Origin of the sequence: Marinospirillum alkalitolerans (genome assembly GCF_045055655.1) — a bacterium.
GTDB lineage: Bacteria > Pseudomonadota > Gammaproteobacteria > Pseudomonadales > Halomonadaceae > Marinospirillum > Marinospirillum alkalitolerans.
The window spans coordinates 141,968-156,580 of the sequence record NZ_JBANFI010000002.1 but is presented as its reverse complement, the minus strand read 5'-3'; the positions used below and the strand labels follow the sequence as shown (position 1 = coordinate 156,580).

Below are 14,613 nucleotides of genomic sequence, written 5' to 3'. Positions count from 1 at the left end.
CTTAACATCAGATGAGGAAATTCCATGACCGTGAAGAAGAAAGCCCTGGCCTTAGCTCTGACTGCTGCTGCAAGCGTAGCGATGGCGCTGCCTGCCATGGCCCGTGACACCATTCAAATTGCCGGTTCATCAACCGTTCTGCCTTTTTCGTCGATTGTTGCTGAAGAGTTTGGTAACAACTTCGCGCAGTTCAGAACGCCTGTGGTGGGTTCTGGTGGCTCTGGTGGTGGCTTACGTCAGTTCTGTCAGGGTGTGGGCGCCAATACCATCGATATCGCCAACTCCTCGCGTCCTATTCGTCCGAACGAATTAGAAAACTGCCGCAGCAATGGCGTGACTGAAATTATCGAAGTCATGTTCGGCTATGACGGCATTGTTTTTGCCTCACGTCGTGATAGCGGTAGCTTCGCTTTAGAGCCTCGCCATGTGTTCCTCGCTGGCGCTGCTGAGATCTATCAAAATGGTCAGCGTGTACGCAACCCCTACACCCGCTGGTCACAAATCGATTCTTCTTTGCCTGATCAGGAAATTCTGCTGGTCATCCCTGGCTCCAACCACGGAACGCGTGAAGTCTACGAAGAAACCGTTGTCCACCCAGGCTGTGCGGCAACTTCACCGGTGAGCAGCATGAGCCGTGATCAGCGCACTGCCTTCTGTGATGCGATCCGTACCGATGGCCGTGTAGTTGAAGTGGCGGGTGATTACACTGAAACCCTGGCACGCTTGGATGCGCAGCGTAATGCACTGGGTGTTTTTGGTCTGAGCTTCTATGACCAGAACCGTGACCGTCTCCAGGTTGCCACCATGAGTGGTGTGACCCCCACTTTAGAGACGATTTCTTCAGGCGAATACCCTGTTTCACGTCCGCTCTACTTCTATGTCAAAAATGCCCACGTTGGTGTGATCCCTGGCTTGCTGGAATACACCCAGTTCTTCCTCAGTGAAGAGATGGGTGGTACAGGCAGTGTGCTTGAAGATGCAGGCTTGATCCCGATGAGCAGTGCAGAGCGTCGTGAGATCCAGACCGCCGTCCGTAACCGCACGATTATGCGCTAAGTCGGCACTCTGAGTGATCTTACTGAACGTGAAGAAACCCTCACTCCAGCAGGAGTGGGGGTTTTCTAGAAGGGCCTGAAGATGAACAATCTGCTTTTTGCTGCTGTGCTGCTTGTGATGATGTCTCTGGTGTACCAGCTGGGCGTCAAGCGCAGCCGTACGCTCGGACGTCAGCTCACCGAAGGACGCCTGCATTCTCGACCTGTCTACCACGGTATGCGCTTACTGCTGTGGACCTTTTTACCGCTGCTGATCGTTTATCTACTGTGGAATCAGCTGCAACCGGGTATCGTGCACAGCCATGTTTTGGCTGGCCTGCCTGCTGAGCTTCAGCCTCAGACCGCACAGGATCAGCGCATCCTGCTGCAACGCTTGAATAATCTGGCTTCAGGTTTTGGCCTGACCAATGAGGCGCAATCTTATGAGTTGTTGGCAGCAGAACAACTGCGCCGCCTGAATACCCTAGGCTCAACCCTGAAATGGGCCTTGATGATGAGCCTTGCCGCGACCAGTCTGGTCTTTGCTTGGCGCAGCATTCGCCCTGATTTGCGGGCGCGCAACCAGATCGAAAGCGCTGTACGCTGGTTATTGATTGGTTGTTCGACCGTCGCAATCCTGACGACAGTGGGCATCGTCTTGTCGATGGCAGGTGAAGCCCTGCGCTTTTTTAGTTTTGTGAACCCAGTGGACTTCTTCCTAGGTACCACCTGGAACCCCCGCTTCTCTACAGTCGGCAACGATAATCAATCTGGTTTTGGCATGCTACCACTCTTGTGGGGCACGCTGATGATTGCCTTGATCGCCTTGGCTGTGGCTATTCCGATTGGCCTGATGGCGGCGATCTATATGGCTGAGTATGCCTCATCGCGTGTGCGCTCCTTTGCCAAGCCGATTATCGAAGTGCTGGCGGGTATTCCAACGATTGTGTATGGCTTTTTTGCTCTGGTCACCGTGGGCCCCTTCCTCAGTGAAATGGGCACGTTCTTGGGCTTGGATATTCGAGCGACCTCCGCACTGACGGCGGGTGTGGTGATGGGGATTATGCTGATTCCTTTTATCTCTTCTTTATCCGACGACATCATCACCCAGGTGCCCAAATCCATGCGCGAAGGCTCACTGGGCTTGGGCGCGACTAAATCAGAAACCATCCGCAAAGTGGTGCTACCTGCGGCCTTACCTGGTGTGGTCGGGGCGATTCTACTGGCTGCCAGCCGCGCGATAGGCGAAACCATGATTGTGGTGCTGGCCGCAGGCAACAGCCCAGTCCTGACGGCCAATCCCTTTGAAGCCGTCTCCACCATGACGGTGACCATCGTCAATCAGCTCACTGGCGATCTGGATTTTGCCAGCCCGCAATCTCTGGTGGCCTTTGCGCTGGGTCTGACGCTGTTTGTGATTACCCTGCTGCTGAATGTGATCGCGCTGGTGATTGTGCGTAAATACCGTGAACAATATGAGTGATGCCGAATGATTGATTCTCTTCTTAATCCTCAAGTCCCGCTGCAAGATCCGGCCGAGCGCCGTGATCAGATGCAGCAGCGGATCGCCCAATCTCTGGCCAAGCGCCATCGTCAAGAAAAGTTCTTTCGCTGGCTTGGGCAGGGCGCAGTCGGTATCGCACTGACACTGGTCGCGGTGCTGTTTCTGAACATTATTCTGAAGGGTGTGCCGGCTTTCTGGCAGGCCAATATCACCTTGGATATTTACTTTGATCCTGAGGTGATTCAAATCAGTGACAGGCCAGTGCGCCAAGCCGATGAAAATCAGGCTGAATTTGAACAGCGCTTGCTGGAATGGCAAATGGAACTGGCTTTTATCAACTTTAATCCTTTGATTCTGCAAGGTTTGGAGCAGGTGATTCCTGAGGCGGCTCAGCATCGTCGTGATGCGATGCGCCTGGTCACCAGTGGCGAGCGTTTTGCACTGCGTGAAATGGTCGCTCAGGACCCCAGCTTGATCGGCCAGACACTTCGTCTGCATCTGCTCGCCGATGCCAATGTGGATGTCTGGGTGAAGGGCAATATAGATCGTGATCTGCCTGATCAGCAGCAGCAGCTGAGTGCGCGGACACGGGCGTGGATTGATCAGCTGGTTGATGACGGTGTGATTACCCAGCGCTTTAGTACGGCCTTGTTTATGAACCCGGATTCGCGCAGCTCGCTGGCTTCTGCCGGTTTAGCGGGGGCCTTTATGGGTTCGCTGATGATGATGTTGATCGTGATGTTTCTGGCTGTGCCCTTAGGTGTTGCAGCGGCGGTCTATCTCGAAGAATTTGCACCCAAAAACAAGCTGACCGATCTGATCGAGGTCAATATCAACAACCTGGCCGCGGTGCCCTCGATTGTCTTTGGTCTGCTGGGGGCCTCCATCTTTATCGTTTGGTTTGATCTGCCGCGTTCAGCGCCGATTGTTGGTGGTCTGGTGCTCAGCTTGATGACGCTGCCTACGGTCATTATTGCCACTCGCTCAACATTGAAGGCCGTACCGCCTTCGATCCGTGAGGCGGCCTTGGGTGTCGGTGCCTCGAAAGTCCAGGCGGTGATGCACCATGTGTTGCCCTTGGCGATTCCCGGCATCCTCACCGGCTCGATTATCGGTGTGGCTCAGGCACTGGGTGAGGCTGCGCCCTTGCTGCTGATCGGGATGAACTCCTTTGTGGCCAGCGTGCCTGGTTCTCCGTTTGAGCAATCCACCGCCTTGCCTGCGCAGATTTTCCTCTGGCAAGGCAATGAGCTGCGTAACTTCTTTGAGGCCCGTACCTCCGCAGCCATTTTGGTCCTGCTCACCCTGATGATTTCTTTGAATGCACTCGCGATCTGGCTCAGACGCCATTTTGAGAATCGCTGGTAATCCCGCGCTGGCCATCCGCCAGAGCGAGATGGCCCAGCCTAAAACGGCACTGAACAGAACTCGAGAAGAGAAGAGGCGGTTATGAATATGCAAGTGAAGATTAAAGAAGCAGCGCAAGATCAGGATGCAGCGCATAAGAAGGTCAAAATGAGCGCGCGCAATGTCAAGGTGCACTATGGCGCGACCGAAGCCCTGCACGGTATCAATATGGATATTATGCAAAATGAAGTGGTGGCCTTTATCGGCCCTTCTGGTTGCGGTAAATCCACCTTCCTGCGCTGTTTGAACCGCATGAATGACACCATCGATATCGCCCGAGTGACCGGTGAAGTCACACTCGATGGTCGTGATATCTATGCCTCGCGTTTGGATGTGGTTCAGCTGCGCGCGCAGGTGGGGATGGTGTTCCAAAAGCCGAACCCCTTCCCAAAATCAATTTATGAAAATATTGCCTACGGACCACGCTTGCATGGTTTGGTAGACAACAAGCGGGATCTAGATGAGATCGTAGAAAGCAGTCTGACGCGCGCTGGTCTGTGGAGTGAGGTGAAGGATCGCTTGGATGCACCGGGTACCGGACTTTCTGGTGGTCAGCAGCAGCGCCTGTGTATTGCGCGTGCGATTGCGGTGAGTCCTGAGGTGATTTTGATGGATGAGCCCTGCTCCGCCCTCGATCCGATCGCCACTTCCATTATTGAAGAGCTGATCGATGAGCTTAAAGGCAGCTACACCCTTGCCATCGTGACCCATAACATGCAGCAGGCTGCGCGTGTTTCTGATCGTACCGCCTTTTTCCACCTGGGCGATCTGGTCGAGATCAATGCCACTAAGGAAGTCTTTACTAACCCACAAGATCAGCGCACTGAGGATTATATTACTGGGCGCTTTGGCTAATTGATGTAGGAGTGAGATGGATATGGTGGGCAACAAACAATTGATCGCTGGGCATATTTCTCAGCGCTATGATGCAGAATTGAAAGGCATTATCGAGCAGGTTTTGCGCATGGGCTATTTGGCTTCAGCGCAGGTTGAAAAAGCGCTGCAAGCTTTTATTCAGGTGGATATCGATCTGGCTCAGCAGGTGATTGCTGAAGATCAGGCGATTAACCGGATGGAGTTGCAGATAGACGAGCAGTGCATTGAGATCCTGGCGCGTCGTCAGCCTGCGGCCAGTGATCTGCGGGCCGTCGTGGCCGTGATGAAGGCGATCAAGGATCTGGAGCGCATCGGTGATCAGGCCAAGCGGATCGCACGCGCTGCGATGAAACTGGCTGAGAATGAAACACGCCTGACGATACATCATAATGAATTTGAATTGATCGGCCAGCATGTGGTGACGATGTTGCAGCATACCCTGAGTGCTTTTCAGGAGCTGGATGCCGAAAAGGCCTATGGTGCTGCATTAGAGGATAAGGCCATCGATCAGGATTATGAGGCCATCTTGCGCCAGAATATGACCTATATGATGGAAGATCCGCGCAATATCAGCCGAGTCGTTGAGATGACTTGGGTGGCCCGTGCGATAGAAAGAATCGGTGATCACGCGCGTAATGTCTGTGAGTACACCATTTATCTGGTCAAAGGGCGCGATGTGCGTCATCAGGCCGATGATCAACTGGAGGCCATTGCCAAGTCGCCCCGTTGATCAGGAAGAAAAGCCGCAAGGCTTTTCTTTTTGGGTAAAATATGCGTTTATGTGTATATCTGTTTTTATGTTTTTATCATCGAGCTCAGTGAGGTGGGTATGACCATCAAAGTCGGTATCAATGGTTTTGGACGTATGGGGCGTTTGGCGTTACGGGCAGCTTGGGGTTGGCCAGAGATCGAATTTGTGCAGATCAATGATCCTGCTGCGGATGCGATCAGTTTGGCACATCTGCTGAATTTTGATTCCGTCCACGGGCGCTGGGCGCAAGAAGCTCAGGCCACTACAGGCGAGCAGATGCAGATTGACGGCCAGGTCATTCGCTGCACTCAGCACAAGGACATCAGTGCCGTCGATTGGTCGGGTTGTGATCTGGTGCTGGAGTGTTCAGGCAAGCACAAGAGCCAAGCGGTATTGCAGGCCTATCTTGATCAGGGTGTGCGACGTGTGGTGGTTTCCGCGCCGATCAAAGAAGCCGGTGTTTTGAATGTGGTGATGGGCGTGAATGAGCATCTTTTTCAGCCAGAGCAGCACCCTATCGTCACGGCGGCTTCTTGTACGACCAACTGTTTGGCGCCCGTGGTGAAGGTGATGCTCGATCACTTTGGCGTCCGCCATGCCAGTATGACGACTATCCACGATCTGACCAATACGCAGACCATTCTGGATGCGCCCCATAAGGATCTGCGTCGTGCGCGGGCTTGTGGTACGAGCTTGATTCCGACGACAACAGGCTCAGCTAAGGCCATCGTTGAGATTTTTCCTGAATTGGCAGGACGCATTAATGGCCATGCTGTGCGTGTCCCCTTGGCGAATGCCTCGCTAACAGATTGTGTCTTTGAAGTGGAGCGTCCAACCAGCGTAGAAGAGGTCAATGCGGCCCTGCAAGCTGCGGCAGAAGGTGAGCTGAAAGGGATACTGGGGTATGAAGAACGGCCTCTGGTCTCTGTTGATTATCGCGGTGATGATCGCTCCAGTATTGTTGACGCCCTCTCGACAATGGTCATTAACCAGACTCAGGTCAAAATCTACGCTTGGTATGATAATGAATGGGGTTATGCACGTCGTCTGGTTGAGCTCGCACGCTTAGTAGGTGCGGCGGGCTGAAGCCTTGCCAATCAGCCTGAACAGTGCTGAAAGTTTGTGGTTGGAGAAGGCACTCAGGGTCGTTGGCTCTGGGTGCCTTTTGATGGTTTGATGGTCCCAATGCCCGAGAAAACAGGGCTTGAAGAAAGCGATAGCGAGGTGTCTCCATGCCGTCCTTGACTGGCTTGAGTGCAGGAGTGAAGAACTACCTGCTGATTACGGCGAACTACTGGTCCTTCACCCTGACGGATGGTGCACTCAGGATGCTGGTGCTACTGCATTTTCATCAGCTGGGCTACACGCCGATCCAGCTGGCGATGCTGTTTGTTTTTTATGAGATTTTTGGTGTGATCACCAATCTGGTAGGTGGCTGGCTTGGCGCACGCATTGGCTTGAATCGCACCATGAATTTGGGTTTAGGGCTACAAGTGCTGGCATTAGCCATGCTGACCTTACCACCTGAATGGCTGACTCTGATCTGGGTGATGGCTGCGCAAGCCTTGTCTGGGATCGCGAAAGATTTGAATAAAATGAGCGCCAAAAGCGCCATTAAGCTGCTGCTGCCAGAAAACGCTCAGGGTCGCCTCTATGCTTGGGTCGCCTTTTTGACTGGCTCTAAAAATGCACTCAAGGGCGTGGGTTTTTTCCTAGGTGCCCTATTGCTGAGTCTGTGGGGATTTACTGGTGCCATCTGGGCGATGCTGGTGTTGCTGCTGTTGGTGTGGGGGGCTTCCTTGTGGCTGCTGCGTGAAGAGCTGGGCCGCACGAAACATCAGCCCAAGTTTAAGGAGATCTTCTCCAATAGCTCGGCGATTAATTGGCTGTCTGCGGCGCGGTTGTTTTTATTTGCCGCGCGGGATGTCTGGTTTGTCATTGCCCTGCCCGTCTTTTTGAAGGCCACGCTGGGCTGGGATTTCTGGCAGGTGGGGGCCTTTATGGCACTTTGGGTTATCGGCTATGGCGCTGTACAGGCTCTGGCTCCGCAGGTCACGCAGCGGGTGTCGGGTCAGCTGCCACAACGTGCTGCGGCTGTTGGTTGGGGGATGGCATTGGCCATCTGGCCTGCGGTGATCGCGCTTGCACTCTTGGCTGACTGGCCCGCGGGTCAGGTGCTGGTGGTGGGGCTATTGATTTTTGGCGTGTTCTTTGCGGTTAACTCTTCTGTGCATAGCTATCTGATTGTGCGCTATGCACGCAGTGAAGGTGTTTCTTTAGATGTTGGTTTTTACTATATGGCCAATGCGATGGGCCGCTTGTGCGGCACGCTGCTTTCTGGCTGGGTGTTTCAAGTCTATGGCCTGGTGGCCTGTTTGTGGGTGTCTTCTGCTCTGGTTCTTGTGGCGGCCTTGCTGGCGCTGGCCTTGCCCAGTGAAGGCCAGCTTGAACCCACGCAGAACTGAGCCGCTTCTTATTCTGCTTGCTCCTGTGGTGGTGCTTCATGGGGATAAACCTGTACCTGATGGCGGCCTTGCTCCTTCGCTTGATACAGAGCCTGGTCGGCCGCTTTCAGCAGTGCACTGGCTGACCAAGAAGCATCAGGGATCGCCGCGACGGCACCAAGGCTGATGGTGACATGCTCCGCCACTTGAGAGTAGGCATGAGGGAAGTGGAGTTGATCCACAGCCTCTAAAAGCGCTTGGGCGATTTTCTCAACGCCTTGCTCGTCTGTCTCAGGGAGAAGCGCGACAAACTCTTCACCGCCATAGCGCGCGATCAGATCACCAGGGCGGTGGATGACCTGCTGTAACGCCCGCGCGACTTTGATCAAGCACTCATCACCCTTGCCATGACCATAGTTATCGTTAAATGGCTTGAAGAAATCAATATCCATCATGATCACCCCAAGTGGGTATTCACTTCGCTTATGACGCTGAATTTCTTTTTCCATCACCTGATCAAAATGGCGTCGGTTGGCAATCTGCGTCAGACCATCGACCTGTGACATGTCTTCCAACAGGTCGGTCTTGATCTTGAGGCTGATATGATTGCGAATCCGTGCTTTGACGATCGGCACATGAAAGGGTTTGGTGATGTAATCAACGGCACCCAGATTCAGTCCTTTTTCTTCATTCTCGATTTCATTCAGCGCACTGACAAAAATAATCGGTAGATGAATGGTGTTCGGATCACTCTTCAATTCGCGGCAAACAGTGTAGCCGTCAATATCCGGCATCATGATGTCGAGCAGAATTAAATCTGGCGGTGTGGCACTGCGTGCGATCTCCAGTGCCTTGGCACCCTTGTTGGCCACCTGAATGCGATACTCATCCTTCAGCTGACTGGCCAGCACTTTGATGTTTTCTGGCATATCATCGACGATCAAAATGCGTGGTTTTTGCTGTTCGGGACAGTTTTTCTCAGAGCCCGTATTTTCAGGACCCGTATTTTCAAGCGCGGCTTGGGGCTGATGAGTCGCGTTGGGCGGGTTCGTGACTTCTTGCCATTCCTCGTCATCCAAAAGTGCTGGATTCAGACCAGGCAGTATAGTTGCTTTTAACCAGCGCTGGAGGCATTCGATCAGCTGTTGCTGACTAAATGGCTTGCCAAGGTGGTCATTCATGCCCGCGTTGATGGCCTTGTGCTTGTCTTCCACTAGGGCTGCGGCAGTGAGGGCAATAATCGGCAGATCTGGTTGCTGCTCACGGATCAGTCGTGTTGCCTCATAACCATCCATGACGGGCATTTGAATATCCATCAGCACCAGATCATAGCTGGTGTGACTGACCTTCTCGACAGCTTCGCCACCGTGATCGGCAAAATCCACCTCTAGCCCCATAGCTTGCAGCTGAGCACCCACGACCTGCTGATTGATCTGATGATCATCAACCACCAGCACCTTCTGGTGTTGGAAGCGGCTTGGCGGCGCTTCAGCATGGGCTTGTTGATACAGATGGCAGAGTGCATTGTATAAATTGGAGCGATGGACAGGCTTATGCAGATAGGTGATGTCTTCTTCGGCTTGAAGACGGATATGGTTTTGATCGTGCGCGGAGACCATCAGCATGGTCGGCAGCGGCTGAGGGTGGGCATGCTGCTCAAGCAGCTGACGTATATGACGCAGCGCACTGAGTCCATTGAGGCGCGGCATTTCCCAGTCCATCAAAATGGCGCTGAAGTGACGTCCAGCGGCCAGGGCTTGCTCGACCTTTTCAACGGCTTCAAGGCCATCGGTGGCCTCTTCGACATCAAAATGCCAGGTTTCTAAAATCTCGCGCAGCACCAAGCGCGCTACAGGTTGATCATCAACGACCAGGGCTGTGCCTGGCTGGATATTCTCTAAGCGTGGACGCTGTGTGCTCTGCGAAACCACGGGCAGATGGATCTCAAACGCAAAGCGGCTACCGCTATTGGGCGTGCTCTCCAGTTGGATGCCTTGCCCGCCCATCAGCTCAACCAACTGCTCGCTGATCACCAGCCCCAAGCCAGTCCCGCCGTGACGACGCGTCATTGAATTATCAACCTGGCTAAAGGCCTGAAAGAGGCGCGATTGCTGCTCAGCATTCATGCCGATGCCTGTGTCCTCAATGCTGAAGATCAGCGCGACCTTGTCGATCTCGTCGTGCGTTGCTCGCTGCGTTGCTGCCCTACGCTGAATGCTCAGCGTGATGCTGCCTTGATCGGTGAACTTGACCGCGTTACTGAGCAGGTTGGTTAGCACCTGTGTCAGGCGAAGCTCATCGCCGAGATACTGCTCGGGTAGATCCGGCTGGACCCGCACAATAAATTCGAGTCCTTTTTGGCTGATCGGCAAGGCAAAGAGGCTGACCAGATGCTGAATCACATGATGGAGTTCAAAGGGCGCTTCTTCGGCTTCAAGGCATCCCGCCTCAATTTTAGAGAAGTCGAGCAGGTCATTGATCACGCCGAGCAGCAATTGCCCTGAACGGTGGATATGTTCAACCCGCTGCTGGGTCGTTTTGGGCAGGTGTTTATCCAGCAGCAGCTCGCTGAGGCCGATGATGGCATTCAGTGGAGTGCGGATTTCATGGCTCATATTGGCCAGGAACTGGGATTTAGCCTGATTGGCGGCCTGCGCTTCGCGTGTGGCGGCCTGAAGCTCTTCGGCATAACGCTGCTGACTGGCGAGGAGTTGGTTGAGCGCTGTGACCAGTGTACCGACTTCATCCTGGGCATGGACGGGCAGCGGTGTCAGGGCCACCTGCGCATCCTGCATGCTATCGAGCTGTTGTGCGGCGCTTTCCAGCGGATGGAGCTGACGGCGAATCAGCCAGCCTGTCAGCAGCAGTATCGCCAGCCCCGGCAGCAGGCTGGTCAGTAGAATTTGCCACAGCAGTTGGCGTAGCGAGATCAGCATCTCATCGGTCGGGAAAGTATGCAAAACCGTCCAGGGCATTTCATCGAGCGAGCTGGCGGTAAAAACCACGCGCATATTGCCAAAATAACTGCGTGCAATGCCGTAGAATTGGCCTGCGAGTAGATTTTGCACCACTTCACTGGTGCCCAAATCGGAGATAGGCGTCATGGATTTTTCAGCCAGGCTGGAGGTGATGATCAGATCAGCGTCCAGATCCAGCAGCCACATGCGTCCTGAGTTGCCGATGGTTTCTTTGGAAATATCAAGAAAAAGATTATCGCGGCGCAGGCGAGTTGAGCCGATCAAAGTGCCAAGAAAAACGCCTTCGTGGCTCAGAATTGGCACGCTGATGGTAAAAATAGGTTCTTGACTGGCACGACCGATAATTGGCTGAGAGATAAAGGGTGTGAGCTGCTCCTGCACCTGAATAAAATGTTCACGGTCACGCACATCCAATCCAACGCGTCCTATCGTGGGCGATTCAACGATCACTTGACCCTCTGCATTGGCAATCGCCAGTCCATTGTTGAATTGATTATGCATTAGCAAGCGTTCATCCAGCAGCTGTTGTAAGCGTTGTTCAGAGACCAGTTGATGGTTAGCCTGCAGCAGCGTAGCAAGATCTTCTAAGGCATAGGTGCGCTCACGCAGATTGTGATCAACACGGTTGGCGACCAGTTGCGAGAAATCCTGCTGATGGCGAATGATCTGCTGTTGATGGCTATCGAGCAGCAAATAACTGATCACGCTACTGATGATCAAGGTCATGATGACGATGCTGCACAGAGTGAGCAGGAGCAGGCGTCGGCTCAGTGAAGCAGGGAGTCGATGGAACACGCGTTTATCCTTCCTTGAGTTGTTCGAGAAGATGGCTGACCGTCTGTGCGGCTTGATCGAGTTCGAGCTGGTCAAGCTGCTGTTCAAGCTGCTGCCATTGTGTTTGTGCCTGCGGCCAGCTGATCAGCATCTGACGTAAGGGGGCCAGCTGATCTTCATAAATCATTTCATGTGCCACCAGCTGCTGGTGGAGTTGGGCCAGCAGCTGCTGAAGGTGCGCTAGAGATGCCGTTTCTTGTGCTAGAGGCATCGTTGTTTGTGATTGGACTGGGCTCTGTCTCTCTGGCTCTGCTCTTGTCAGGGCATCAAAAAGCAGCGTCAGTTGTTGCTGCCAGTGTGCGATGGCTATGTGGCTAGGGCACTGGGCCTGCTTTAAGCAGGCATCTAATTCACTGGTGGCGGCAGCTAATGCATCAAAGGCCAGGTTACCGGCGATACCCTTTAATGCATGAGCCAGCTGCTGGGTTGCACTCAAGGCCTCACTGGGGCTATCGGGTTGCAGTTGTGCCAGCTGATCAGCCAAGGGCTGAAAGCGTTGCGCAAAGTCTTGCATAAACTGCTGAGTCAGACGTTGATGTAGCGCCAGATCTCCAGCTAAAAGCTGTTTGGCCCGCTCAATATTGATGATAAGAGGGTGCGCTGGTGAAGGCTCGCTGGGTTCAGCCAGTGCAGGCTGCTGCGCAGGAAGTTGGATCAAGCCTGAGGGCATCTCTACTGCCAGATAAGGCGCTAAAGCCTGATAGAGTTGCTGTGCCGAGATAGGTTTGGCGAGATGGCCATTCATGCCAGCTTCTTTGGCGCGCTGCTGGTCTTCTGGCATCGCGGCCGCCGTGAGCGCAATAATAGGGAGCTTGTTGCCTTGGGCGCGTAAGCGACGTGTTGCTTCGTAGCCATCCATCACCGGCATCTGGACATCCATTAAAATCAGATCGACTTCTTCTTGTTGCAAAAGATCCAGCGCCGCTTGTCCGTGTTCTGCTATTTTGGTCGTCAAGCCCAGTTGCTGCAATTGCACTTGAGCAACCTGCTGGTTAATGCGATTGTCCTCGACCAGCAGGACGCAGCCTGTCAGCGGTGCTGCGTGGTTCTCAAAGCAAGGTGGACTCATCAGCTGCTGCTCATCGGCCTGGCAGAGCACCAAGGGCAGCACAAAATGGAAGCGACTCCCTGCGCCGAGTGCGCTCTCTAGTTGGATGCCTTCGCCACCGAGAGAATGCACCAGATGCTGGCTGATGAGTAATCCCAGCCCCGAACCACCGTAATGACGCGCGGTGGATTGCGAAGCCTGACTAAAGGCCTGAAAAAGATGCGTTTGCTGCTCTAAAGCGATGCCGATGCCTGTGTCTTCAACACAAAAGTGAAGCTGATGAAGGTCGCGCCCTTGATGGCGTTGATGGCGGGTGATCTGCACGCTAAGGTTGACACTGCCTTCTTGGGTGAATTTAATCGCATTACTGAGCAGATTGCCCAGCACCTGCTTGAGGCGCAGTGGATCGCTTTGATAAACCTCGGCCAGATCCGTATCGAGCTGGAGATCAAAATGAATGTTTTTATCCTGCGCTAGACGTAGATAAAGACTGTACAGGCCATCGATCAACTGAGCCAGAGAAAAGGGCACGGCTTCTATTTGGAGTTTACCTGCCTCAATGCGCGATAAATCGAGAATATCATTCAGCAGCCCCAGCAGTTGGCGACCTTCCTGATCGATCTGGGCCAGGCGTTGGCGCAGGGTGTGGGGATCATCTTCATTGGTACTGATTTGGCTGAGCCCAAGAATCCCATTCATGGGTGTGCGAATTTCATGGCTCATATTGGCGAGAAAACTGGATTTGGCCAGATTGGCTTGCTCAGCAAGCTGGCGCGCCTGTTCGAGCTCGGCCTGAATCTGCTTCAAATGGCTGATATTGGTATGTGTTCCCATCATCAAGCTCGGCCGTTGATCTTGATCATACTGGAGCACCTTGCCGCGACATTGCACCCAAAGCCAGCTTTGATCTGCGCGCCTTAAACGAAACTCCACGCTAAAAGCCTGCTGCTGGCGCGTGTGCTGTTGGATCAGTTTGATGCTATGCGGCTTGTCTTCAGGATGCATCAGTTTGAGGAAACGGCGCAGTGTCAGAGGAAAAGCCTGAGGAGCATAGCCCAGTTGGGTAAACGCCTCATCCGACCAGTGTAATTGGTCCTGCTGCAAGTCCCACTGCCATAGGCCGGTGTCTGAGGCTTCCATCGCCAGCTGAATGCGAGTTTGTGCCTGCTCCAGCGCCAAGGCTTGATGCTTGGTCTCGGTGATGTCGTAGAGATAGCCATGCCAGAGCACCGAGCCATCTTCAAGCCGCTGGGGTGTGGCTCGCCCTTGAATCCAGCGTTCGCCTCTTTGCGGGTGCAGGACACGATATTCGGCTTCCCAAAGACTCAACTGCTGTGCTGATCGACTGATGCTGCTACTCACCTGAGCGAGATCCTCAGGGTGCAGCCGATCAAACACCGGGCTGGCATCCTGGATCAGCTGATCGCTCGGCCAGCCATAGATGGCCTCAATGCCAGATGTCGAAAAAGGAAAGCAGCTGCGGCCATCGGGAAAAAGTTGGTAAATATAGAGCGTACCGGGAAAATGGATCGCTAGTTGATGCAGAGGATCAAGCTCAGGCAGAGCTTGCTGAAGAGCATTCAGCGCACTGATGGAAGAAGAAGCATGGGCCTCCTGCATACTGGGCTCCTGAGCAGATGGCCTTCGATTTTAAGCAGCAAGAAGACCAAATAAAAATTGCCATCGGTAGATGGTGAGCTGCTCTTTTCATTATAAATTTTTGGCTCTATAAGTCAC

9 protein-coding genes are annotated in these 14,613 nt (G+C 53.6%); 7 read left to right on the top strand and 2 right to left on the bottom strand.

The window, feature by feature from the left end:
- The first annotated feature begins 24 nt into the window (after positions 1-24).
- The 7 genes from V6U78_RS03650 (at position 25) to arsJ (ending at position 8,037) form a co-directional block, all read left to right on the top strand.
- Entirely contained in the window at positions 25-1,056 is a 1,032-nt protein-coding gene (locus V6U78_RS03650) for a substrate-binding domain-containing protein (RefSeq protein ID WP_405337309.1), read from the top strand.
- A gap of 81 nt (positions 1,057-1,137) precedes the next feature.
- The gene (pstC, locus tag V6U78_RS03645; RefSeq protein ID WP_405337307.1) at positions 1,138-2,517 is read left to right on the top strand and encodes a phosphate ABC transporter permease subunit PstC; all 1,380 of its coding nucleotides are present in this window, start codon (positions 1,138-1,140) and stop codon (positions 2,515-2,517) included.
- A 6-nt stretch (positions 2,518-2,523) separates the two neighbouring features.
- Complete coding sequence (pstA, locus tag V6U78_RS03640) at positions 2,524-3,906, top strand: phosphate ABC transporter permease PstA (protein WP_405337305.1); 1,383 nt, start codon at positions 2,524-2,526, stop codon at positions 3,904-3,906.
- 87 nt (positions 3,907-3,993) lie between these two features.
- Complete coding sequence (gene pstB, locus V6U78_RS03635) at positions 3,994-4,800, top strand: phosphate ABC transporter ATP-binding protein PstB (RefSeq protein WP_405338003.1); 807 nt, start codon at positions 3,994-3,996, stop codon at positions 4,798-4,800.
- Positions 4,801-4,822: 22 nt separating this feature from the next.
- Positions 4,823-5,551 carry a phosphate signaling complex protein PhoU gene (phoU, locus tag V6U78_RS03630; protein WP_405337303.1) on the top strand — a complete coding sequence of 243 codons (729 nt, stop codon included), beginning with the start codon at positions 4,823-4,825 and terminating at the stop codon, positions 5,549-5,551.
- A gap of 99 nt (positions 5,552-5,650) precedes the next feature.
- The gene (locus V6U78_RS03625) at positions 5,651-6,658 is read left to right on the top strand and encodes an ArsJ-associated glyceraldehyde-3-phosphate dehydrogenase (protein WP_405338000.1); all 1,008 of its coding nucleotides are present in this window, start codon (positions 5,651-5,653) and stop codon (positions 6,656-6,658) included.
- Between the two features lie 146 nt (positions 6,659-6,804).
- Positions 6,805-8,037, top strand: coding sequence for an organoarsenical effux MFS transporter ArsJ (gene arsJ, locus V6U78_RS03620; protein WP_405337301.1), 1,233 nt, complete (start codon positions 6,805-6,807; stop codon positions 8,035-8,037).
- 8 nt (positions 8,038-8,045) lie between these two features.
- Here the strand turns inward: arsJ and V6U78_RS03615 are convergent, their stop codons facing one another.
- Entirely contained in the window at positions 8,046-11,789 is a 3,744-nt protein-coding gene (locus V6U78_RS03615; protein ID WP_405337299.1) for a response regulator, read from the bottom strand.
- 4 nt (positions 11,790-11,793) lie between these two features.
- Entirely contained in the window at positions 11,794-14,496 is a 2,703-nt protein-coding gene (locus V6U78_RS03610; protein WP_405337297.1) for a PAS domain-containing protein, read from the bottom strand.
- Positions 14,497-14,613: the final 117 nt, after the last annotated feature.

Bases quoted from the DNA above. Each gene is read 5' to 3' on its own strand.
- V6U78_RS03650 (WP_405337309.1), top strand. From the start codon at position 25: ATGACCGTGAAGAAGAAAGCCCTGGCCTTAGCTCTGACTGCTGCTGCA.
- pstC (WP_405337307.1), top strand. From the start codon at position 1,138: ATGAACAATCTGCTTTTTGCTGCTGTGCTGCTTGTGATGATGTCTCTG.
- pstA (WP_405337305.1), top strand. From the start codon at position 2,524: ATGATTGATTCTCTTCTTAATCCTCAAGTCCCGCTGCAAGATCCGGCC.
- pstB (WP_405338003.1), top strand. From the start codon at position 3,994: ATGCAAGTGAAGATTAAAGAAGCAGCGCAAGATCAGGATGCAGCGCAT.
- phoU (WP_405337303.1), top strand. From the start codon at position 4,823: ATGGTGGGCAACAAACAATTGATCGCTGGGCATATTTCTCAGCGCTAT.
- V6U78_RS03625 (WP_405338000.1), top strand. From the start codon at position 5,651: ATGACCATCAAAGTCGGTATCAATGGTTTTGGACGTATGGGGCGTTTG.
- arsJ (WP_405337301.1), top strand. From the start codon at position 6,805: ATGCCGTCCTTGACTGGCTTGAGTGCAGGAGTGAAGAACTACCTGCTG.
- V6U78_RS03610 (WP_405337297.1), bottom strand. From the start codon at position 14,496: ATGCAGGAGGCCCATGCTTCTTCTTCCATCAGTGCGCTGAATGCTCTT.